Source organism: Pantoea sp. M_9 (assembly GCF_008631385.1).
Taxonomy (GTDB): domain Bacteria; phylum Pseudomonadota; class Gammaproteobacteria; order Enterobacterales; family Enterobacteriaceae; genus Pantoea; species Pantoea eucrina.
In genome coordinates this window covers 477,694-497,654 of sequence record NZ_VWUF01000002.1, presented here as the reverse complement: position 1 = coordinate 497,654, position 19,961 = coordinate 477,694, and the positions used below count along the sequence as shown (strand labels likewise).

23 protein-coding genes and 1 riboswitch are annotated in these 19,961 nt (G+C 57.1%); of the genes, 11 read left to right on the top strand and 12 right to left on the bottom strand.

Annotated elements, in window-relative coordinates; all coding sequences use genetic code 11:
* Window positions 1-84 precede the first annotated feature (84 nt).
* Window positions 85-999, top strand: a complete 915-nt coding sequence (locus F3I15_RS06180; RefSeq protein WP_150017071.1) for a LysR family transcriptional regulator — start codon at window positions 85-87, stop codon at window positions 997-999.
* Between the two features lie 403 nt (window positions 1,000-1,402).
* Here F3I15_RS06180 and F3I15_RS06175 read toward each other — a convergent pair whose 3' ends face one another.
* From F3I15_RS06175 to F3I15_RS06145, 7 genes are all read right to left on the bottom strand, one after another.
* Entirely contained in the window at window positions 1,403-1,861 is a 459-nt protein-coding gene (locus F3I15_RS06175; RefSeq protein ID WP_150017070.1) for a hypothetical protein, read from the bottom strand.
* A gap of 105 nt (window positions 1,862-1,966) precedes the next feature.
* The gene (locus F3I15_RS06170; RefSeq protein WP_150017069.1) at window positions 1,967-2,935 is read right to left on the bottom strand and encodes a HesA/MoeB/ThiF family protein; all 969 of its coding nucleotides are present in this window, start codon (window positions 2,933-2,935) and stop codon (window positions 1,967-1,969) included.
* Between the two features lie 10 nt (window positions 2,936-2,945).
* Window positions 2,946-3,704 (bottom strand): thiazole synthase, encoded by a 759-nt coding sequence (locus tag F3I15_RS06165; protein WP_150017068.1) that lies wholly within the window; start codon window positions 3,702-3,704, stop codon window positions 2,946-2,948.
* Window positions 3,705-3,707: 3 nt separating this feature from the next.
* Window positions 3,708-3,905 (bottom strand): sulfur carrier protein ThiS, encoded by a 198-nt coding sequence (gene thiS, locus F3I15_RS06160; protein WP_040113622.1) that lies wholly within the window; start codon window positions 3,903-3,905, stop codon window positions 3,708-3,710.
* Complete coding sequence (locus F3I15_RS06155; protein WP_150017067.1) at window positions 3,889-4,833, bottom strand: FAD-dependent oxidoreductase; 945 nt, start codon at window positions 4,831-4,833, stop codon at window positions 3,889-3,891. Before F3I15_RS06155 ends, thiS begins: the two co-directional genes overlap by 17 nt.
* A gap of 122 nt (window positions 4,834-4,955) precedes the next feature.
* Window positions 4,956-5,076: riboswitch (TPP riboswitch) on the bottom strand.
* 429 nt (window positions 5,077-5,505) lie between these two features.
* A complete protein-coding gene (locus tag F3I15_RS06150; RefSeq protein WP_052246551.1) occupies window positions 5,506-5,937 on the bottom strand; it encodes a type II toxin-antitoxin system VapC family toxin in 432 nt (143 codons plus the stop codon).
* Window positions 5,930-6,175 (bottom strand): type II toxin-antitoxin system Phd/YefM family antitoxin, encoded by a 246-nt coding sequence (locus tag F3I15_RS06145; RefSeq protein WP_150017066.1) that lies wholly within the window; start codon window positions 6,173-6,175, stop codon window positions 5,930-5,932. The genes F3I15_RS06150 and F3I15_RS06145 overlap by 8 nt, the downstream gene beginning before the upstream one ends.
* A 464-nt stretch (window positions 6,176-6,639) precedes the next feature.
* Between F3I15_RS06145 and F3I15_RS06140 the strand changes: the two genes are divergently transcribed.
* On the top strand, window positions 6,640-7,077 hold the full coding sequence (locus F3I15_RS06140) for a 6,7-dimethyl-8-ribityllumazine synthase (RefSeq protein WP_150017065.1): 438 nt from the start codon (window positions 6,640-6,642) through the stop codon (window positions 7,075-7,077).
* Between the two features lie 119 nt (window positions 7,078-7,196).
* On the opposite strand, the gene F3I15_RS06135 is transcribed toward F3I15_RS06140, so the two are convergent.
* Both F3I15_RS06135 and F3I15_RS06130 read right to left on the bottom strand, forming a co-directional pair.
* Window positions 7,197-7,409: a glycine zipper 2TM domain-containing protein gene (locus tag F3I15_RS06135; protein ID WP_040113630.1), complete on the bottom strand. Its 213-nt coding sequence runs from the start codon at window positions 7,407-7,409 to the stop codon at window positions 7,197-7,199.
* A gap of 266 nt (window positions 7,410-7,675) precedes the next feature.
* Window positions 7,676-8,401 carry a pirin family protein gene (locus F3I15_RS06130; RefSeq protein WP_150017064.1) on the bottom strand — a complete coding sequence of 242 codons (726 nt, stop codon included), beginning with the start codon at window positions 8,399-8,401 and terminating at the stop codon, window positions 7,676-7,678.
* A 120-nt stretch (window positions 8,402-8,521) separates the two neighbouring features.
* Here F3I15_RS06130 and F3I15_RS06125 point away from each other — a divergent pair, with 120 nt between their 5' ends.
* Window positions 8,522-9,403 carry a LysR family transcriptional regulator gene (locus tag F3I15_RS06125; protein ID WP_150017063.1) on the top strand — a complete coding sequence of 294 codons (882 nt, stop codon included), beginning with the start codon at window positions 8,522-8,524 and terminating at the stop codon, window positions 9,401-9,403.
* Here F3I15_RS06125 and F3I15_RS06120 read toward each other — a convergent pair.
* Both F3I15_RS06120 and F3I15_RS06115 read right to left on the bottom strand, forming a co-directional pair.
* Complete coding sequence (locus tag F3I15_RS06120; protein WP_150017062.1) at window positions 9,397-10,332, bottom strand: ROK family protein; 936 nt, start codon at window positions 10,330-10,332, stop codon at window positions 9,397-9,399. The genes F3I15_RS06125 and F3I15_RS06120 overlap by 7 nt on opposite strands.
* A gap of 162 nt (window positions 10,333-10,494) precedes the next feature.
* Window positions 10,495-11,664, bottom strand: coding sequence for an ROK family transcriptional regulator (locus F3I15_RS06115; protein ID WP_150017061.1), 1,170 nt, complete (start codon window positions 11,662-11,664; stop codon window positions 10,495-10,497).
* 255 nt (window positions 11,665-11,919) lie between these two features.
* Here F3I15_RS06115 and F3I15_RS06110 point away from each other — a divergent pair, with 255 nt between their 5' ends.
* The 5 genes from F3I15_RS06110 to F3I15_RS06090 are packed head-to-tail and all read left to right on the top strand — an operon-like array spanning window position 11,920 to window position 16,938.
* Window positions 11,920-13,155, top strand: a complete 1,236-nt coding sequence (locus F3I15_RS06110; protein WP_150017060.1) for an extracellular solute-binding protein — start codon at window positions 11,920-11,922, stop codon at window positions 13,153-13,155.
* 9 nt (window positions 13,156-13,164) lie between these two features.
* Entirely contained in the window at window positions 13,165-14,073 is a 909-nt protein-coding gene (locus tag F3I15_RS06105; RefSeq protein ID WP_113655311.1) for a carbohydrate ABC transporter permease, read from the top strand.
* Window positions 14,063-14,902 carry a carbohydrate ABC transporter permease gene (locus F3I15_RS06100; protein ID WP_150017059.1) on the top strand — a complete coding sequence of 280 codons (840 nt, stop codon included), beginning with the start codon at window positions 14,063-14,065 and terminating at the stop codon, window positions 14,900-14,902. Before F3I15_RS06105 ends, F3I15_RS06100 begins: the two co-directional genes overlap by 11 nt.
* Complete coding sequence (locus F3I15_RS06095) at window positions 14,899-15,846, top strand: carbohydrate kinase family protein (RefSeq protein ID WP_150017058.1); 948 nt, start codon at window positions 14,899-14,901, stop codon at window positions 15,844-15,846. The genes F3I15_RS06100 and F3I15_RS06095 overlap by 4 nt, the downstream gene beginning before the upstream one ends.
* 3 nt (window positions 15,847-15,849) lie before the next feature.
* Window positions 15,850-16,938 carry an ABC transporter ATP-binding protein gene (locus F3I15_RS06090; RefSeq protein ID WP_150017057.1) on the top strand — a complete coding sequence of 363 codons (1,089 nt, stop codon included), beginning with the start codon at window positions 15,850-15,852 and terminating at the stop codon, window positions 16,936-16,938.
* Between the two features lie 3 nt (window positions 16,939-16,941).
* Here the strand turns inward: F3I15_RS06090 and F3I15_RS06085 are convergent, their stop codons facing one another.
* Window positions 16,942-18,351 carry an MFS transporter gene (locus tag F3I15_RS06085; protein WP_150017210.1) on the bottom strand — a complete coding sequence of 470 codons (1,410 nt, stop codon included), beginning with the start codon at window positions 18,349-18,351 and terminating at the stop codon, window positions 16,942-16,944.
* A gap of 117 nt (window positions 18,352-18,468) precedes the next feature.
* On the opposite strand from F3I15_RS06085, the gene F3I15_RS06080 reads away from it, so the two are divergent.
* From F3I15_RS06080 to F3I15_RS06075, 3 genes are read left to right on the top strand one after another with little or no spacing between them, the layout of a single operon-like run.
* Window positions 18,469-19,362, top strand: coding sequence for a helix-turn-helix transcriptional regulator (locus tag F3I15_RS06080; RefSeq protein ID WP_370513333.1), 894 nt, complete (start codon window positions 18,469-18,471; stop codon window positions 19,360-19,362).
* Window positions 19,363-19,398: 36 nt separating this feature from the next.
* Window positions 19,399-19,572, top strand: coding sequence for a hypothetical protein (locus F3I15_RS18175; protein ID WP_190314939.1), 174 nt, complete (start codon window positions 19,399-19,401; stop codon window positions 19,570-19,572).
* A gap of 21 nt (window positions 19,573-19,593) precedes the next feature.
* A complete protein-coding gene (locus tag F3I15_RS06075) occupies window positions 19,594-19,941 on the top strand; it encodes a hypothetical protein (RefSeq protein ID WP_071668401.1) in 348 nt (115 codons plus the stop codon).
* Window positions 19,942-19,961: the final 20 nt, after the last annotated feature.

Sequence of the window (19,961 nt, the reverse complement as noted above, 5' to 3'; positions counted from 1 at the left end):
GGCAATGGCGCATGGAAAAATCGACGTTGCAGGGGAAGACTTTCACTCGTAGAGTGAAAATCCGGTTTGCCAGGTAAAAACGTCATGGTTCGTCTCGAAGATATTACGCTGTTTGTCCGCTCAGCTGCGCTGGGCAGCTTCTCCCGTGCCGCGCGCGAAGCAAACCTGCTGCCGGGTCAGGTCAGCGCGGCGATTCAGCGGCTGGAGCGCGATCTCGATCGCCGCCTGTTTGCACGCTCAACGCGCAGTCTGCGGCTGACCGCCGAGGGTGAGCGCTATCTGCCTTTTGCACAGGAGATGCTGGCGCTGATGCAGGCAGGTGCAGAGAGTCTGCAGCGTCATGACGACGAACTGCGCGGTGAACTGAAAATTGCGATGCCATCTGATATCGGGCGGCATATCCTGCTGCCCTTACTGACCCGTTTCTGCCGTCAGCATACCGGATTGCAGCTGCGCCTTTCACTCTCCGATCAGGTCAGTAACGTCTTCCGCGATCCGGTAGATATCGCTATTCGCTACGGCAAATTAGAGGAGAGCAGCTACGTTGCGCTGCCGCTGGCTGAAAATAACCGGCGGGTACTGGTCGCATCACCCGATTATCTCATTGAACATGGCCGGCCTGCCGCGCTGACCGATCTCACCCGCCATCACTGTCTGCCGTTTATGATGGGAGGCCACGTGTATGATAAATGGAGTTTTCCGCAGGCGGAGGGCGCGCAGCTTATCACGGTAAAAAGTCGCCTTCTGTGTGATGACGCGGAAGTCGCACGCCGCTGGGCGCTGGCAGGAATGGGTATCGCCTATAAGTCCTGGCTGGACGTGGCTGAGGATGTACATCAGGGGAGGCTGGAGTTGATTCTGCCTGAGGTGAAAGGGGAGGCGACGCCGCTGCATCTGATCTGTCCGCACCGCAGGCAATTCTCGCCAGCGATTCGCGCCCTGCACCATCACTTACGTCAGCATCTGCAAAACAGCGTGTCGCTGCCGGGCAAAGATTAATGACTGAGACACCGGTTAACCGGTAATATCCCGCTTATCAGCGCCAGTACCACGGATAATCCCGTTCGGATTCCTCTCTATTCTCTGTCGCCTCCAGGCTGCCAAACCAGAGCCGGTCAGCTTTTCCTGACGCGTAACCCTTATCCGCCTCCGGTTTAAGATGGTCTGGCATGGTATTCTTATTCTGAATCAGTAATAGTAAGCAACAGCACATATTTGTCAGGCTAACTATTCAGGATAGATAATGTCTTATTCCAGACCCCGATCGCGCAACCTGCTCACGCACATTGTGCTGTTTATTGTGGTAATCAATGTCATCGATGTTATTCATGCGCTGCTGAGCTGATGTCAGACAGGCACATGAATATCGCGGGAGGGAGCGGTGCTGCAGCACCGCACTTTCTCAGGAGTTATCGGGAGGCGTGCTGCTTTCACTGAACTGCGGACGCTGGCGGGTCACTGAATAAACCACATGTTTCGGCTTAGCCGCATCCGTGGTGATATCAACGCCCGGGATGGTGACTTTGCCAAAACCAAACAGCGTCTGTACATAGCCGCCAATTTCATGCTTGCCTGCCGCAACGCGGATCTCTTTATTCTCACCTTTTTTCAGCATGCCCGCTTCCTGGCCGTCAACGGTGACATACACAGCCGATCCATCATCCGTGCGCGTAACCAGGTGTGAAACGTTGATCACCGTAGGTCCGCTGGCAAAGGGCGTGTCGGTGTTGCTGTTCTCAATCGGTGCGGCAGCACTCACCTCTGCCGGCGCGGTGCTGGCAATCTCATCAGCGTGATGACGGGCGCAGCCGGTAAGCAGTAAGGCAGCGGCTAAAGAAGCCAGTGTAAAACGTGAAAGCATTGTGACGATCATCCCTTAGCAAAATGAGAAGCGTTTAGTTTAGCGTGGCTTCTCATGTGATAACAGTCACAGGATTCCAGTATTTTCCGAAAAACTTGCCGCCGGCTAACCGCTGCTGGCCGCCAGAATCGCCAGGTCCGTATAGCCCCGCTCCGCCAGCTCGCTGGCCGCCTGTGCGGCGCGTATACCGCTGGCACAAACCAGCACGATGCGCCGGCCAGCGGGTGGCTGCCAGGCCGCCAGATCTGCCGGTAAAATACGCTCAGCCTGGCTTGCCACGCTATGGGGCGCTTCATCCCGGCTGCGTAGCTCAACAATACAATCTGCCGTGGTAAGCAGCGAGCAGTCGATAAAGGGCACGCCCGGCACGACAGGCTCCTGCGCTTCATCAAAGCGAAACGCGCGAAAGTGCCAGTTCACAAAATCGCAGTTAACCAGTAATCCCAGCGGAGATGGCTGCAGATCAAGCAGTACCGTAAGCGCCATCTGCGCCTGTATGGCGCCAAGCGCGGCCACAGCCGGCCCCATCACTCCTGCCGTGTTGCAGCTGGCAGCCGTACGCGGCAGCCGGGGAAAAAGCGCCCGGTAGCTGGGCGCACCTCCGCAAAATCCGCCCGCATAGCCCTGCCGGCCCAGCACTGAAGCGCTGATAAACGGTGTGCCGGTCGCATAGCAGGCGTCTGAAAGCTGCCAGGTCACGGCAAAATTGTCGGCCGCGTCGATGACCAGCGAACAGTCAGCCATAGCCTGCGCGATGTTGCTGGCCGTCAGCGCCTGTGCGCAGGTTTCGATATTGACCTCAGGATTACGCTGCGTCAGCGCCTGACGCGCGCTGAGCACTTTTGAGTGCCCGACATCCTGCTGCGTAAAGAGCGTCTGGCGATGCAGATTATGCAACGCCACTTCATCGGCATCATAAATACGCAGCGTCCCCACGCCGGCCCCCACCAGCTGCGGCAGAAGCGTCGCGCTCAGACCGCCCGCGCCGGCTACCAGCACGCGCGCCTGCGCCAGCTTACGCTGCCCTGATTCACCGATTTCCGGCAGTATCATCTGTCGCTGATAGCGTTCCATCCTGTTCTCCTCAGCTTAGTGTGGCCAGACCAAATACCGGCGTTGACGCCATCGCCATATCGCGCTTTTCCATCAGCCCTGCCTCACAGGCGCTGCGCCCCGCAGTAATGGCCTGGCTGAACGCCGCTGCCATGCGGATAGGATCGCCCGCTTTCGCGACGGCAGTGTTAAGCAAAATGCCGTCAAAGCCCAGCTCCATCGCCTGCGCCGCCTGGGAGGGTGCACCGATCCCGGCATCGATAATCAGCGGCGTATCCGGAAACCACGCCCGCATGGCGCGCAATCCGTCAATATTACGCAGGCCCTGCCCTGAGCCAATCGGTGCGCCCCAGGGCATCAGTAACTCGCAGCCGGCAGCCAGCAGTTTCTCGCCAACAATCAGATCTTCCGTGGTATAGGGAAACACGCTAAATCCCTCAGCACACAGGATGCGTGCGGCTTCCACCAGCGCAAACGGATCGGGCTGCAGCGTATCAGCATGCCCAATCACCTCAAGTTTGATCCAGGCAGTATTAAACAGCTCGCGCGCCATATGCGCCGTGGTTACCGCCTCTTTCACCGTGTGGCAACCTGCGGTATTGGGCAGTACGCGAACGTTAAGGCTGGCCAGCAGCTGGCGAAACGCGGCACCCGCACTGCCCTCACGCCGCAGGCTTACGGTAATAATTTCACTGCCCGCCGCCGCTATCGCCTGCTGCAGAATGGCCGGTGACGGATACCCTGCAGTACCCAGCAGAAAGCGCGATGCGCCCGTAAAGTCATAAAACATGCGTTACCCTCCCTGCATCGGTGACAGGACTTCCAGCTGGCAGCCTGCTGCAAGCGGCTGACGGGAGTAAGCGCTTCTGGGCACGAAGTTGCCATTCAACGCTGTCGCCACGCAGCTGGCGTCGATTTGCTGCTCCTGCAGCAGTTCGCTCACTGTCTGCGCCTGGGTTTCGACGATCTGTCCGTTAAGCTGGATTTGCATAAGGGGTCTCCTGAATCAGTTGTTGCATCAGCTGCTCTGCCAGCATCGGCGCCAGCAGGAAGCCGTGGCGATACATGCCGTTAAGATAATAAATACCGTTTTCATAACGAATTTCGGGCAGGTTATCCGGCCAGGCGGGCCGCAGACCGCTGGCGCTCTCAATAATGCGCGCTTCAGCCAGCGCCGGATGTATCGCCCAGGCGGCGCTCAGCAACTCCATCATGGCGCGGGCGCTGATCGCGCTGTCATCGTCGCTCTCGATCATGGTGGCACCCAGCATAAAGCAGCCGTTACGCCGCGGAACCAGATAGCAGGGAAAACGCGGATGCAGCAGACGAATCGGCCGCGAAAAGTGCAGATCCTGACTCTTTAAGATGATCATTTCACCGCGCACGGCCCGCAACGAGGGCAGCGCGTCGCGGGCATGAATGCCACGACAATCGATGATCTGGCCGGAAGGCGCAGAGTGATGGAACGTTGCTCCGTGCGCCTCCAGCTTCTGGCGCAGCTCAGTGAGCGCCAGCCGGGGATCGAGATGGGCTTCGCCCGCAAACAGCAGCCCCCGTGCGAAGCGATCTTCCAGCGCCGGCTCTGCTTCTGCCGGATTGACCCACTGATGCGCGTGAGTCAGGCGCGCAAAACGGTTCAGCTCCTGACTGTCGCGTGGCGGAGCCAGCACCAGCGTGCCCTGATGCTCAACGCAGCTTACGCGCTGCTGCCACCAGCGCGCGGCATGCTGACCCAGTGAAATTACTTCAGCGGGCGCGCTTTCTGCTTCACACCAGGGCGCCAGCATGCCACCGGCATACCAGGATGCGGGCGGACGCTGCGCGTCATCGATCACTTCAACAGATTCACCGCGTTCCGCCAGCAGGGTTGCCACGCATAGCCCGCTGACGCCTGCGCCTAAGACGCTCCAGCGGCTCATTGTCGGTTTTCCGGATAAAAAAACAGGGTCACATCGGCCTCTCAGTGTTGACTGAGACCCGCGGATACAGGAAGGGAGATAAGGAGATGCAGCCGTTTGCGGCAGCATTCCGGACGGCACCGGTCTGGCGCCCTCAGTCTTCCTACGCCAGTATCAACTGGGTCAGGTTCAAAGGGTCGCTGAACCGCGCGGTTGCGCTATCAGCCTCTCAGTCTCTGTGGCGAGACTCCCCCGACATCTTTAGTTTTATTCAAGCCGCATCACGCCGTCAAGGAGAGCCTTTTAAGGCTCTCTTCGAAGGCTTAAATTTTGCACTGCAAAAAACGGCTGTTTAAGGCTTCTCCTTACTTATAAACAATAATTTAGAAGCCGTTCTGAACGCGGTTTTCTGGCTTATCGGCGTCTGAGACCAGAAATGAGATCGCATTAAATTAATATATTTTCCAGGAAAAGCAGAGAATGTAATGCCACGTTTACGTCTGGGATCATGAAAGACTCAAAGCCTTAATTCGTCGCAGCGAGGGCTTTGGCTGCTTCCTGTGTGCGGGTAATGCTGCGGTAATGAACCTTGCCGAAGGTGCGACCAGGCACGCCGCCCCACTCGATCCCGGTCAGTGTTTCAGGCATGAATTTAGACCATAAAAAAACCCGCTCGGGACGGGGGTGTTTTTATCAGAACGTTTTCATCGGAATGTAATCTGAACAATACCGAATAATTTTTTCATCATCCGTGATTAAGGTCAGCGCCTCCATGTTCGCCTGAGCAACGATCAGCCGGTCAAACGGATCGCCGTGCATATCACGAGGCAAACGTTTAAGACTTACGGTGTGATGTGATGAAATGGGAAGTTCGTTATAACCGTTTGCGAGCAAGCCGCGCAAAATCTCCTCTGGATCAACCGTAAAATGAGGTTTCCCTAATGCGAATTTTATGGCGATTTCATGAATAGATGCGGCGGAAAAATAGAGCTCATTTAAGGGATCAACAATCAGATCGAAACAGGCTTGCGGAAGACGCTTAGAGTCTGCGCAAGCCCAGATAAGATAGTGAGTATCAAGAAGATAGCGATTAAAGATGTTCCGCGTTCTTACAGGACTAGTCATTGCCACCTTCAAACATCGACTGAATTTCATCTGACATGAAATCGTTGAAATTCTCAGGAATGGCATACTTTTTGTGATCCAGAAAGCCAACACGGTTTAACAGAGGCGCTGATTTATAAGGAACGATCATGGCTATCGGATCGCCGTGGTTAGCAATGATGAAACTTTCACCGCTACTTGCTGAGCTCAAAACCTGAGAGTAACGAGCTTTCGATTCGGCTACATTCAGGACTTTCATACTAACCTCACTAATTGTGGTTATGAGGTCATATTATCACCTACCTGATAAAAGTGGTCAAGAGGTCAGATTTTAGTTAAGCCCTTGATCGAGTTACTCTTGGGGGATAACCGATGTTTTCTCTATGCAATGGACGAATATTCGGGATCGGAAAATTTGCATCGAACAAAGTTAAACAGGGGGTGAAAATTGCCATTGATATCGCTAACGGGCTAATGGGTGAAAAGCGTTTAATACCGGATGTTCCTGAGCAGCTTTGAGAGCTTAGCAACGACTCAAAATAGTTTTCGTTTTTACCCTATGTCCGGAGTGTGATTTCGGCCCGGAGGTGACATGAAAAACCTGCATCGCAACGAAGTGGATCGCGCAATCAGGCTATGTTATACACACTCATGTTAATGAAAATGATGAAAATTTACGGATGATTATCCGCCTACTCTACTTTGGCAAATGACGGAAGACTTATGGAACAGATTAAAATCGCCTTTATCAAGGCTGGCTGGCATAAAGATATTGTGAACAATGCGCTGGCAGGATTTGTCAGTGAATTCAACGAGCAGGGCGCAGACAGCGTGCTGAAAACCTATGATGTGCCCGGTGCTTTTGAGATGCCGCTGCTGGCAAAGCGCCTGGCTGAGACCGGTCGTTTTGACGCTATCGTCTGCGCCGCGCTGGTGGTGGATGGCGGAATTTACCGTCACGATTTTGTTGCGCAGGCAGTGGTTGACGGTTTGATGAGCGTGCAGCTCAGTACCAACGTACCGGTGTTTTCTGTTTCACTGACGCCACATAATTTTCAGCCGGTCAATGAACTGGAATCATTTTATACCGAACATTTTATTAAGAAAGGAAAAGAAGCCGCACGGGCCGTGCTGGCTATCCATCAGCTTAATATTGATTAAAGCTGATGATGTATTAATTCCGTGTCGTTGTGTAATCGCGACGCTTAATACAGAAACAAGCGTATTTATTAACAGGACGCGCCATCATGGAATCGCGCGCGTCCTGTTAACTTTACTGTTTAGCGGCTCGCTTCATGACCAATCAGTCCGCCAATAGCCGCCCCGCCCAGCGTACCGAAGGTACTGCCGCCGGTCAGCACAGCACCGCCCAGGGCGCCGACACCAGCACCAATTGCGGTATTTTTACCACGATGAGACATGCCGCTGCATGCGGTAACAGACAAAGCCAGCACCAGTACGGCGGCAATATTAAAGCTGCGTTTTAAAGTCATCAAAATCCTCATTACCATTTAATAATGGAATGCAATCAGGTTAATGTTGTTAGTTATTTGATCGCCCTTTGCCGGCAGGCAGCATGGGTCTCAGGATGAGAATTTAAAGTGCTGCAGAAATTTAAGAAAGGTAAAAATTCTTATTTAAGCCTGGCCCTGTCCGGGCTCCGAATTAAGCGCTGATAAAACAGCCAATGGTGAAGAAATAATGGAGAAGAGTCATGAATAAAGGGTAGCGCGCCGCAGCACGCTACCCTTTTTGGCTATTAACGCTGAGGATGATTCACTTCAAGCGGACGCAGATCAAACACCAGCACCTCGGCATCGTTACCCTTCGCAAAAGTCAGCGCCGTTTCATTACGCACCCGCGCGCCGTCGCCCGCGCTGAAGCGCACGCCATTAACCTCAACACTGCCGCGCGCAACGTGAATATAGGCGTAGCGATCGGCTGCCAGCGTCAGCGTCTGCTGCTCATCACCGCTGAACAGGCCGGCATAAATGCGCATATCCTGTCGCACCTGCAGCGAACCGGACTCGCCCTGCGGAGAGACAATCAGACGCAGATTGCCGCGCTTATCCTGTTCCGCCACGGAAACCTGCTGATAGCCTGGCGCGGTATTGCGCTCTGCCGGCACAATCCAGATCTGCAGAAAATGCACGTTGTCGCTTTTCGAGTGATTAAACTCGCTGTGCGTCACGCCGCTGCCAGCGCTCATCAGCTGCACATCACCCGGCACGATAACAGAACCGGTACCCATTGAGTCTTTGTGCTCCAGAGCACCTTCCAGCACATAGGAGATGATCTCCATATTGTTGTGCGGATGGGCACCAAAGCCGCGACCGGGTGCAACCTGGTCGTCGTTAATCACCAGCAGATCAGAGAAGCCCACCTGCTGTGGATCGCGGTAGCCTGCAAAGGAAAAAGTGTGGCGTGAATACAGCCAGCCGTGATCGCCGGTACCGCGCTGATTTGAAAGGCGTTGTTCAATCATGATCTGCTCCTGAATAAGTAAGGGAAACGATTTTGCTTCCTGATGTGATTCAGTATACGTAAACTTATTTGCTCAACAATGTACTGAAATGACAATCACTGTCACGATTTAGTGGACACTATGCAGATAGACGATCTTCGTATTTACGTTGCTGTTATCCATGCGGGCAATTTCAGTGCAGCCGCTGAACAGCTGATGCTTTCAAAGCAGTATGTCAGCCGCCGTATGGCGGCACTGGAGGCGGCGCTGGGCACCCGCCTGCTCAACCGGAATACCCGCAAGCTTTCGGTGACAGAAAATGGCCTGCTGTTTGCGCATCACGCACAGCGCATACTGGATGATGTACAGGAAGCGGAACTGGCAGTGTCCGGCCGTCATCAGGCTCTGCAGGGCAACTTCCGCCTGAGCGTGCCGATGTCGTTTGGCATTACGCATCTCTCCCCCTACATTGCTGAATTCCTCACGCTGCATCCCGGCCTGCAGTTTCAGGTTGAGCTGGCCGATCGCCATGTTGATATGGTGGGGGAAGGGTTTGATATGGCTATTCGTATCGGCACCCTGTCCGACTCCAGCCTGATCGCACGCAGGCTGGGCGAATTCCGGCGGGTGATCTGCGGCAGCCCCGCCTATATTCAGGGCGCCGGAGCGCCGGAGACGCCTTCGGAGCTGTCGCAGCACCGCTGCCTGCGCTACGGCCGCGAAAGTCAGCAGGGCTGGGAGCTGTTCAGGGACGGGCAGCGCAGCGTTGTTGCAGTCCAGGGGCCGATGGTCAGCAATAATGGTGAAATGCTGCGCGATGCGGCGATTGCCGGGCTGGGGCTGATCCTGCTGCCGGAATTTATTGTGGCGCCGGCGCTGGCCAGCGGCGCGTTAATACGCGTGCTGGATGCGTGGCAGCCCGCCTCGCTGCACCTTAATGCACTCTATCCGCAGCATCGCCAGCGCAGCGAGATCCACCGGCAGTTTATTGCGTTTTTACAGCAAAAACTGGCGGCTCAGTGAGCCAGCGCCAGCAGCGCCGCACCCAGCATGCCACCCTGATGAGCATGGCGGCCGGGGATCACCAGCGGCTGCGGGGTACGGTGCAGCACCCGCTGCTGCACCGCTTCGTTAAGGGCAGCTATCAGCGGAACAACGGAGGCGAGCCCGCCGCCGACGGCGACGCAGCTCGCTCCGGTGATGTTAACGGTGTAGGCCAGCGGTTCACTCACCAGCTGGAGCCACGCCTCCAGCGTCTGCTGCGCCAGGTTTTCCTCTGCCTGCCAGCGTGAAACGATCGCTTTGCTGCTGAGCGTTTCATCATGCAGCACGCGGTGCAGGGTTTCCAGACCGCGCGCTCCGCCATAGGTATCAAGACAGCCGCTCTGACCGCACGGGCACGGCTGACGCGGTATGGCAACCGTTTTGCCTGCGATGTCAACTTCGCGCAGCGTGATCGGGCCATGTCCCCACTCACCGGTTAAGCCATTTTGACCGGTGATCAGCCGGCCATCTGCAACCAGTCCGCCACCCACGCCTGAACCGAGGATAGCGCCCAGCACCACTTTATGCCCCTGCCCTGCCCCGGCCAGCGCCTCCGCAACGGCAAAACAGTCAGCATCGTTATGGACCGTGACCGGACGCTGCAAATATGCGCCAAGCTCCTGCGCCATATGACGCCCGTGAAAGGCGGGTATGTTACTGGCAAACATTTCGCCGCTCAGCGGCGCTACAATCCCGGCGGTGGAAACCGCGACCGGGGAGTGCGCGCTGAAATGAGCCTGATGTCTGGCGATTGTATCGCTGACGGCAGTGCAAAACGTGTCCCAGGAGCGGGCGGGCATCGGCTGCTGATCGAGCAGCTGGATCTGTTCAGCCTGCGTCATCACGCCAAGTTTAATAAATGAACCGCCGAGATCGAGGCAGATTACCGGTAAGGCAGGAGTAGTCATTGCAGAGTCCGCTGGGTCAGCAAAAAGTTGCTGGCAATGTAAATAAAATAACGCCGGCAGGAAACGGGCCGCACAGATTTTTTCGCACTGGCGCAATAAACGGCTAAAGCGTATGCAGACGCCGCGCAGGATTACCGGCGCCAGCCTGGCGCATCGGCATGCTCATTTCATTAATACCTGAAACTGCGGATTAAACTCATCAAACAGCGGCAGCGCTGCCGCACCCAGCGCGGCGGTATCACTGCCGCTCATTCCGGTACGTATGCGCGTGGCGGTCAGGTAGCGCCCGCGCACAGACTGGTAAAGCGGCGGCAGGCGCGCAACGATCTTCTCCAGCAGAGCGGCGGGCATCATACCGCCAATGATTACGCTCTCCGCGTCAAAGATGCACTCCAGCATATTAATGGCCTGGCGCAGCGGCGTCAGCGCAGTGGTAATCCACGCGTCAAACAGCTCTGCCGGCACCGCCAGCAGATCGTCCGGCAGCGCGGTCATGGGATCAAGCCCGCAGAACTCATAGGCTGCCTGCAGCGAGACGTAACGCTCCAGACATCCCTGATTGCCGCAGTAGCAGTCGCGTCCGCCGGGATCCACCACCATATGGCCGATTTCACCGGCGTTATGTGCATCACCGCTGCAGACGTGACCATCCACAATGATGCCTGCACCCAGCCCGGTACCAATGTAGAGATAGATAAACGAATTAAGATGACGCGCCACGCCGTGAAAACGTTCGCCAATTGCCGCTACCGTGGCATCATTTTCCAGCGTCACCGGCAGCTGACTGAGTGCCGCCAGCTCGCCTGCAATATCGACATCCTCCCAGCCGTGCAGCGTGGTCGGCCCCAGCGAAGAGAGCCCCTCAACGCCAAAGGGCCCGGGCATCACAACGCCGATACCCAGTACCTTGTGCCAGCGGATACCCGGCTGCGACTTAATCTCGTTCAGTACCGAGGCGATGCGCGCCAGCGTGGCAGCAGGCTCCGGTTTTTGCACCAAAATGAGACGGCGAAAATGGATCTCGCCGGTTAAATCCACCAGCACCATCAGCAGCGTCTGGTGATCAAGATGAATACCGATTGAGAACGCACTGGCCGGATTCAGCGTGACGGGAATAGCGGGCTGTCCACGTCCCTGACGTCGCGGTCCGTGGCTTATCAGCAATTCCGCCTGTTCAAGTTCAGCGACGATATTAGATACCGTTTGCGCGGTCAGGGCCGTGAGCCGCGCCAGCTCAGCCCGTGTCAGTTCACCGTGCAGGCGAATGGCCTCAATGATCACGCGCCGGTTATGCGCCCGCGCGTGTTCAAGGTTAGTCCCTGATGTTCTCATCGTGCTGTTTCCTTTTCGCGCCTGGCCGCTCTGCCACCGCAACAATATCTATGATCGCTGGCACAGTTTACAACCTGTTTACCTGACAGCGGCGGGAAAACGTGCAAAGTAGAAGCAGGACCCGCAGCAGATCGTTTCTGGCACATCGCTTGCTTACCTTTCTGTGGCATGGCAACTGACGCACACTTTTGCGCACGTTATTAAATCAATCAAATTGATTTAATTAATCTCTCACAGCTTTCAGGCGGACATATCATGAAAAAATCGGTTCACGGTTGTTTGGCACTGTTTCTGCTCGCCAGCGCTGCCAGCGCGTCGGCGGCCACCTCACTCAACGCGCTGTTTATGACTCAGGCAGCCTATAGCGAGAGCGACATTCGCGCTATGACGCAGGCGTTTGAAAAAGCGAATCCGGATGTAAAAGTCAACCTTGAGTTTGTGCCGTATGAAGCGCTGCACGACAAGATTATCGCGGCACGGGGTGCAGGCGGAAATGGCTACGACGTGGTGCTGTTTGATGCGATCTGGCCGGCAGAATTCACAAAGTTTAACCTGCTGCAGGATGTCAGCAGCCGTATCAGTGCCGAAGATAAGGCGCAGATTTTCCCCGGCGCGCTTAAAACCGTGGTGTTCAACGGTAAAACGCTCGGTATGCCGTGGATTCTGGATACCAAATATCTGTACTACAACAAAGCGATGCTGGAGAAAGCGGGCATCCGCGACCTGCCGCAAACCTGGCAGCAGGTAATGGATGACGCGCGCATTATTAAAGAGAAAAAGATCGTGAATTATCCGCTGGTGTGGAGCTGGTCGCAGGCGGAAGCGCTGGTGTGTGACTACACCACGCTGGTCTCCGGCTTTGGCGGGCAGTTCTATCAAAACGGCAAGCTTAATTTCTCCAACCCCGCTTCCCTGCAGGCGGTCAAACTGATGAAAAGCTCGCTTGATGACGGACTGACTAACCCCGCCTCACGTGAGTATCTGGAAGAAGATGTGCGCAAAGCGTTCTCCAACGGCGACGCCGCGTTCGCGCTGAACTGGACCTACATGTACAACATGGCCAACGATGTAAAACAGAGTAAAGTTGCAGGTCAGGTTGGCATTATGCCTGCACCCGGCGATGCGCCAGGCAAAGCGGGCGCGGTCAACGGCTCAATGGGGCTCGGTATCGCCAGCGGCAGCACCCATGCCGATCAGGCGTGGCAGTATATCCGGTACATGACCTCTCAGCCGGTGCAGAACAACTATGCTCGTCTGAGCCTGCCTATCTGGAAAAGCTCTTATCAGGATGCGGCGGTGATGAAATATCAGGAGAGCCTGATTAAAGCAGCGGATACGTCGCTGAGCGTAATGCTATCACGTCCTGAAACCGCGGACTATTCGCGTCTCTCCAGCACGCTGCAGCAGCAGCTGCAGCAGGTGCTGACCGGCGGCGCGACCCCGGAAGCCGCCATCCAGGCGCTCGATAAAAGCGCCGCGCGGCTGCGCTAAGGAGCGGGCATGCTGAGTTTGCGTCAACGTGAGCGACGGCAGGCGTGGGTGCTGCTGGCCCCCATGCTGCTGGTCATGCTGCTGCTTACCGCCTGGCCGCTGATGCGGACCATCTGGCTGAGTTTTACCGACGCAGCCCTGATAGGCAGCGGCGATGCGCCCGGCTGGATCGGCGTGGAGAACTACCTGTACGCCTTAAGCGATCCCGATTTCCGGCTTTCGCTGTGGCGCACGCTCTATTTTACGCTGGTGTCGGTTGCTTTCGAGGGTGTCATTGGCGTGCTGGTGGCGCTGCTGCTTAATCAGCGGTTTACCGGCCGCAACGTGCTGCGCGTGCTGGTGATCCTGCCGTGGGCGCTGCCGACGATTGTTAACGCGATGATGTGGCGGCTTAATTTTAATCCGGACTACGGCAGCGTGAACGCGCTGCTGACACAGCTCGGTATCCTGGATGGCTATCGCAGCTGGCTGGGTTCACCCGACTCAGCGCTTAACGCCGTGATGTTTGCTGATGTGTGGAAGAACTATCCGCTGGTCACGCTGCTGGTGCTGGCCGCGCTGCAGTCGATTCCGGACGATCTTTTCGAGGCAGCGCGCCTGGACGGCGCCTCAGCCTGGCGACGGTTTCGCGCCATTACCTTTCCGGCCATTGTCGGGGCGCTCAGCGTGGCGCTGGTACTGCGCACTATCGATGCGTTCAAAATATTCGACATCATCTATGTCATGACCCGGGGCGGGCCGGTGGATAGCACCAAAACGCTCAGTTTCTACGTCTATCAGGAGTCGTTCAGTTATCTGCGCGCCGGCAGCGGGGCGGCCTATGCCATCCTGATGACGCTGCTGTGCGCCGTGCTGATCGCGCTCTATATGCTGCTGCTGTGGCGGCAGCGTCGCCGGGGGAGTGCGCATGAAGCGTAAGATGATATCTGTGGCTAAATATGTGGCGGCAGCCGCCGTGGCGTTGTCGGTTCTGGCCCCGATGGGCTGGCTGTTTCTGATGAGCGTCAGCGCCACCAGCGACCTGACGCGCGTGCCGCTGGAGTGGATACCGCGCCAGTGGGATTTCAGCCGCTACGGCCGGCTTTTGTCACTGGCCCCGGGTGAACCGGGACCCCTGTTTCTGCATGCGCTGGGTAACAGTCTGCTGGTAGCCACGGGCGGAACGCTGGTCTGTCTGCTGCTGGCGATCCCGGCCGCTTTCAGCTTTTCGCGCTACCCCGGACGCGACGGCTGGCTGTTTGCGTCACTGGCCATCTATATGGTGCCGCCGGTGGCCTTTGTCCTGCCGCTCTACTTTCTGCTGCAGCAGCTGGATCTGCTGAACACCCGCCCGGGTCTGATTATCGTTTACTGTTCGCTGATCCTGCCGTTTCTGACCTGGATGCTCAAAAACCAGTTTGACACCCTGCCGCGTGATATCGAACAGGCAGCGCGGCTTGATGGCCTGCGGGTGTGGCAGGTGCTGCTGCGCATCACGCTGCCGCTGGCAAAACCGGTTCTGGGCGCCGCAGCGCTGTTTGGCTGGCTGCTGGCGTGGGATGAATTTTTCTATGCTCTGCTGTTCACCAGCAATATTACGGCGCAAACGCTGCCGGTGACCATTGCCGGCTTTACTGCCGGACGCGCAACCGATGATGGGCTGATTGCTGCGGTTGGCATTCTGGCTTCGGTTCCCCCTCTGTTAATTGCTGTCTGGCTGCAGAAAACGCTGGTGAGCGGTCTGGCCAGCGGCGGGAGTAAAGGATGACAACTGACTATAACGCAACGCTCTACGTCGCTGGCAACGTTAACGCCGATTTAATCATGGGTACACTGGATAGCTGGCCACAGCGCGGCACTGAAGTCATGCTCCCTCAGAGTGAACTGCGTCCGGGCGGCTCAGCGGGTAACTGTGCGCTGGCGCTGGAAGCGATGCAGGTCCGCCATCGCGCTGTCGCTAATCAGGGGAATGATGGCCTCAGCGCCTGGCTGGCGGGCTACTTTCCCCACAGTGCGGCGCACTGGAGACGCTACGCCTGCGAAACCTCTGTCACCGTTGGCATTACGCACAGCGATCACGAGCGCTCGTTTCTGAGCAATTTTGGTCACGTGGCGCAACTCAGCGTGGATGACGTACTGGATCAAATCCCGCTGCGTGCCTCGCCGGGAGATATTGTCCTGCTGTGCGGCACTTTTCTCTGTCTGGCACTCACTACGCACTATGCCGCGCTGCTGCAGGCGCTGCGCCAGCGCGGCTTTACGATCGCCGTAGATACCGGCTGGCCTCCGCAGGGCTGGAGCACGGCAGTGCGGCAGCAGGTTGCGCAGTGGCTGCCGTTCTGCGACTGGCTGTTACTGAATGAAGCAGAGACGCTGGGCCTCGGCGCGGCGGCAACGCTGCCGGAGAGCGCACGGCAACTGGCGGAAACCCTGAGCGGACGTGGCGGCTGCGTGGTGAAGCGCGGTAGTGCAGGTGCCGTCTGCTGGCAGGGTGCGCAGTGGCTGGAACAGCCTGCCACTCCCGTCACCGTCGTGGATACCATAGGAGCCGGTGACAGTTTCAACGCCGGCTTTCTCACCGCGCTGTTACATCAGCAGCCGCTGAGCCGCGCGCTGCAGTGGGGCATTGCCGTGGCATCACAGGCGATCAGCACGCAGCCGCGCCGCTATCCCGGCTGGCAACAGCTGCCATTTTCTGCAGAGGAGAGGTAATTTATGGCCAGTATTGAGCTCGTCAGCGTCGCCAGACGCTACGGCAAACAGACGGTATTGCATCCGCTTAGTCTCAGCATTCCCGATGGCAGTTTTACCGTACTGGTCGGCCCGTCCGGCTGCGGTAAGTCCACGCTGCTAAGGCTGCTGGCCGGGCTGGATAGTTTGTCAGAGGGAACCATTCTGATGAACGATATACCGATTGGCGATCGCGATCCGGCCGATCGCGACATGGCAATGGTGTTTCAGAGCTACGCGCTCTATCCGCACCTTACCGTGGCTGAAAACCTCGCCTTTCATATGCAGGTTAAAAAGGTGGGCCGCGCGGAGCAGCAGAGTAAGATTGCGCGCGTGGCCGCTATTCTCGGTATCGATAAATTGCTGCAGCGCTACCCGCGCGCCCTCTCCGGCGGCCAGCGTCAGCGCGTGGCGATGGGCCGGGCGATGGTGCGAAATCCTCAGGTTTTCCTGTTTGATGAACCGCTTTCTAACCTTGATGCTCAGCTGCGCATGGAGCTGCGGGCGGAAATCAAAGCACTGCACCAGCGTTTTAAAACCACCATGATTTATGTCACGCACGATCAGGTCGAGGCGATGACGCTGGCCGATCAGATTGTGGTGATGCGCGAAGGTCAGATCGTTCAGCAGGGCGCCCCGCTCAGCATTTACGATTGTCCTGCGGATCTGTTTGTCGCCCGCTTTATCGGCTCGCCTCCGATGAATCTGCTGCCGGCACGTCTGGTGACGCGGGATGGCGTACCCGGCATCGAATGTGAAGATCTCTGGCAGCCGCTTCCGCCACGCTGGCAGCAAGCGGCACAGGACGGGGCCGCGCTGATGATTGGCATCCGCCCCCACGATTTGATACCGGCGACACAGGGCAGCCTGGCTCAGGTCGCCGTTACGGAGATCACCGGAGAATCCACGCTGCTGCACCTGACGTGGCACGGGCACACGCTGCATATGCAGGTATCCGGTCGTCACGCAGCCGGCAGCGGCGATCCGCTGACGATTGCGCTGCGCATGGAAAAAATCCATCTGTTCGATGCGCAGAGCGGCCAGCGTCTGCCGGAAACGCCGCCGTCACCGTGAACGTTATCCCTCTGCGGGTGTGGTTGCCGCGTTGTCATGCTGCAATAAGGCGATCGCCACCAGTACCAGCATGGAGAGCAGTTCAGTCCCCAGCGTACCGCTGATGGCACTCAGCCAGGAGCCGGTCTGGCTGAAATGGCTGAACACGCCGCCCAGCAGCATCGGTCCCAGCCCCATCGCCGACTGCTGCACGGTCGACAACATGGCGCTGCCGGCGCCCGCCTGATGAGGCGGAATATCGCGCATGCCAATACGGTAGAAGGTACTGACGATAAAAGACTGACCAAATCCAATGAGTGCCGTGGCTGGCGCCAGCGCAAGAATACCCGCCTGCGGCCACCGGAGCTGCAGGGTTGCCATCAGCGCCAGCAGGCCGGTGATCTGAATAGCACAGCCCGCCAGCAGCATTGCGCGCGTGCCGAAGCGCGTGACCAGCGCGGTCGAACGCATAGCACCGATAAAATAGGCTACCCCCAGCGCTATGAAAGCGTTACCGGAGTCAAGGGCGCTGAAGCCAAGCCCGGACTGCAGCGTCAGAGCCATGACAAACATAAACCCGCTCCAGCAGGAGAAAAAAATAACGGCAAGCGTCAGACTGAAACGCACGCCGGGCAAACGCAGCAGTGACGGGGGCAGCAGCGGTAAACGGCCTGCCGCTTCAGCACGCACAGAGACCCGCCGCAGCTGCAGCAAAAACAGCGGCGCCAGCAGCAGTAACAGCACGCACGGCCAGCGCCAGTTCAGCACTGGTCCCAGCGCCAGGCTCAGCATCAGCGCGCCCGTAGATCCGCCCAGCAGCAGCGCACTGCTGATATCAACCGGTACGCGGGTTGTATTACGGGTTTCCGGTATAAAGCGGCGCGCAGCCATCAGTACACCCAGACAGATCGGCAGGTTAATCAGAAACACGCTGCGCCAGCCATATCCACCCGGATCGGCTTTGATAAGAAAGCCGCCCAGCACCTGACCAATCACAAACGCCAGCCCGCCCATTCCGCCATAGAGACCAATCGCCCGCGCATGCTCCCTGCCCTGCAGCGTAATATGCAGCGTTGCCAGGATCTGCGGCACGATAAGTGCCGCACCCACCCCCTGCAGCGCGCGGGCAAACATCAGCATCCCGGCTCCGCTTGCCATACCGCACAGCAGCGAAGCCAGGGCAAAGATCGCGACGCCGCTGATAAAAACCCGGCGCCGTCCATAGTTATCTCCCAGCCGTCCCCCCATCGCGAGGCAAACGGCAAAAGTGATACCATAAACAGCAACAATCAGCGCCAGCTCGGTGGGCGTTGCCTGCAGGCTATGTGCCATTGCATCCAGCGCAACGTTAACGATAGAGAAGTCGATCATAGGCAGTAACAGCCCGGCCAGCAGTACCATCAGACCCGCCTGACGAAGTTGCGGAGTGTGCATCAGTTTCACCTTGTTTTCCTGTTCAGAGCGGCATAGCATCTGCTGAAAAATAACCGGGTACCAGTTTTTGATTATCATGGTATTAAAACCACCCGTCTGGCCGGAGAGGTAGCGCTGATGGCAATGCAACCCGCTGTAAACTTTGCTGAAAAAGAGGTTCATACGAATCGTAAACTGCTGGGAGCCTTTTTGCGTTCCCGACGGGAAAACCTCGACCCGGTCAGGCTGGGTCTGCCGCGTATGCGCCAGCGGCGCACGCCGGGCCTGCGCCGCGAAGAGGTCGCCCAGCTGGCTGATGTCGGCGTCACCTGGTACACCTGGCTGGAACAGGGCCGCGATATTAAAGCGTCGCTGAAAACGCTGACGGCGATCGCTTCAGCACTGCAGTGTAATGACGTTGAAACGCAGCATCTTTTCTCGCTCGCCGGGCATAAACTGCCCGCCCCCCAGGTTGCCGCCTGCTGCAAACTCGCTGAGCATAATCAGCAGATGCTGGATGCCATTCAGCTGCCGGCCATTATTGAGACACCGCGTTTTGACATCATTGGCTACAACGCTGCGTGGTGTGCGCTAATGGGTATTGATCTGGCAAGCGTAGAGGCTGAGGATCGCAACTGTATCTGGCTGGCGTTTAATCATCCTGGCTGGCGCGGCATGATGCGCGACTGGGATGAGGTCATGCCGCAGATGGTGGCCATGTTCCGCGGCCAGATGGGCGAACACCTTGGCGATCCGCACTGGGAGAGCTTTCTGACCCGCCTGATTAACAGTTCTGATGAATTTGCACAAACCTGGCAGCGTTACGAGCTGGGAAAAGTGGAGAATCGTGTTAAGCGCTTCTGGCGGGCGGAAACCGGGGAGTTTACGCTGCGTCAGAATAACTGGTGGTCCGCTTCACGTAATGGCGACCGCCTGCTGGTTTACGTACCGGCAGACGAAACAAGCGCAGCGGCACTGGAAAAACTCATTGCCGGATATCCGGCGCGGCGCTCCACAAATGCGTTAATCTGACTATGCTTACCTGATGATAAATAATCAGGAGAAAGCATGAAATTTCTTTATTTCGTTGCGCTTATTGCGGCGGCGGGTTATTTGCTGGCATTTCTGCCTAAATTGCGTACCCGGCGTGAACCGGTTGCCTACTGGGGCTGCTGGGCCTGGCTGGGCCTGAACGCGGTTTACTGGTCGGTATATGCTGTACGCAACTATTTCCTGCACTGAAATATTATTCAGGAGTAATGTATGTCTGAAATTAATCGCGATCGGATGCCCTATCTGCTTTATTTTGCCCGCCAGCGTCTGCTATTAGAAAATATCGATGCCAAAGTGGTTGATATTGGCAGCGCAGAAATCGTGGGTAATCATTTTCGCTGGAAACTGGATGGTAAAGATGCTCAGGGTGAAACCGCCAAAGAGGTGGATGAGCTGCTGGAAGAGGTTGAACGGCACCTGAGTTTTCTGTTTGTTGATGGTCAGTTCACCAGCCTGCCTGACGTCAGTGAGGATTACGGTGACAGGCTGGATAACATGCCGTTTGTTGAAGTGTCGCTTTCTGAACTCAGCGACCGTGACGAAGGCAGCGTACGCTGAATTTCTGTTATGCAGGCTGC

Coding starts and splice junctions, on each gene's coding strand:
- F3I15_RS06105 (WP_113655311.1), top strand. CDS start 13,165: ATGCTGAGTTTGCGTCAACGTGAGCGACGGCAGGCGTGGGTGCTGCTG.
- F3I15_RS06155 (WP_150017067.1), bottom strand. CDS start 4,833: ATGAGCCGCTGGAGCGTCTTAGGCGCAGGCGTCAGCGGGCTATGCGTG.
- F3I15_RS06110 (WP_150017060.1), top strand. CDS start 11,920: ATGAAAAAATCGGTTCACGGTTGTTTGGCACTGTTTCTGCTCGCCAGC.
- F3I15_RS06095 (WP_150017058.1), top strand. CDS start 14,899: ATGACAACTGACTATAACGCAACGCTCTACGTCGCTGGCAACGTTAAC.
- F3I15_RS06175 (WP_150017070.1), bottom strand. CDS start 1,861: ATGCTTTCACGTTTTACACTGGCTTCTTTAGCCGCTGCCTTACTGCTT.
- F3I15_RS06090 (WP_150017057.1), top strand. CDS start 15,850: ATGGCCAGTATTGAGCTCGTCAGCGTCGCCAGACGCTACGGCAAACAG.
- F3I15_RS06130 (WP_150017064.1), bottom strand. CDS start 8,401: ATGATTGAACAACGCCTTTCAAATCAGCGCGGTACCGGCGATCACGGC.
- F3I15_RS06075 (WP_071668401.1), top strand. CDS start 19,594: ATGTCTGAAATTAATCGCGATCGGATGCCCTATCTGCTTTATTTTGCC.
- F3I15_RS06140 (WP_150017065.1), top strand. CDS start 6,640: ATGGAACAGATTAAAATCGCCTTTATCAAGGCTGGCTGGCATAAAGAT.
- F3I15_RS06170 (WP_150017069.1), bottom strand. CDS start 2,935: ATGGAACGCTATCAGCGACAGATGATACTGCCGGAAATCGGTGAATCA.
- F3I15_RS06165 (WP_150017068.1), bottom strand. CDS start 3,704: ATGTTTTATGACTTTACGGGCGCATCGCGCTTTCTGCTGGGTACTGCA.
- F3I15_RS18175 (WP_190314939.1), top strand. CDS start 19,399: ATGAAATTTCTTTATTTCGTTGCGCTTATTGCGGCGGCGGGTTATTTG.
- thiS (WP_040113622.1), bottom strand. CDS start 3,905: ATGCAAATCCAGCTTAACGGACAGATCGTCGAAACCCAGGCGCAGACA.
- F3I15_RS06120 (WP_150017062.1), bottom strand. CDS start 10,332: ATGACTACTCCTGCCTTACCGGTAATCTGCCTCGATCTCGGCGGTTCA.
- F3I15_RS06085 (WP_150017210.1), bottom strand. CDS start 18,351: ATGCACACTCCGCAACTTCGTCAGGCGGGTCTGATGGTACTGCTGGCC.
- F3I15_RS06135 (WP_040113630.1), bottom strand. CDS start 7,409: ATGACTTTAAAACGCAGCTTTAATATTGCCGCCGTACTGGTGCTGGCT.
- F3I15_RS06145 (WP_150017066.1), bottom strand. CDS start 6,175: ATGAAAGTCCTGAATGTAGCCGAATCGAAAGCTCGTTACTCTCAGGTT.
- F3I15_RS06125 (WP_150017063.1), top strand. CDS start 8,522: ATGCAGATAGACGATCTTCGTATTTACGTTGCTGTTATCCATGCGGGC.
- F3I15_RS06080 (WP_370513333.1), top strand. CDS start 18,469: ATGGCAATGCAACCCGCTGTAAACTTTGCTGAAAAAGAGGTTCATACG.
- F3I15_RS06180 (WP_150017071.1), top strand. CDS start 85: ATGGTTCGTCTCGAAGATATTACGCTGTTTGTCCGCTCAGCTGCGCTG.
- F3I15_RS06115 (WP_150017061.1), bottom strand. CDS start 11,664: ATGAGAACATCAGGGACTAACCTTGAACACGCGCGGGCGCATAACCGG.
- F3I15_RS06100 (WP_150017059.1), top strand. CDS start 14,063: ATGAAGCGTAAGATGATATCTGTGGCTAAATATGTGGCGGCAGCCGCC.
- F3I15_RS06150 (WP_052246551.1), bottom strand. CDS start 5,937: ATGACTAGTCCTGTAAGAACGCGGAACATCTTTAATCGCTATCTTCTT.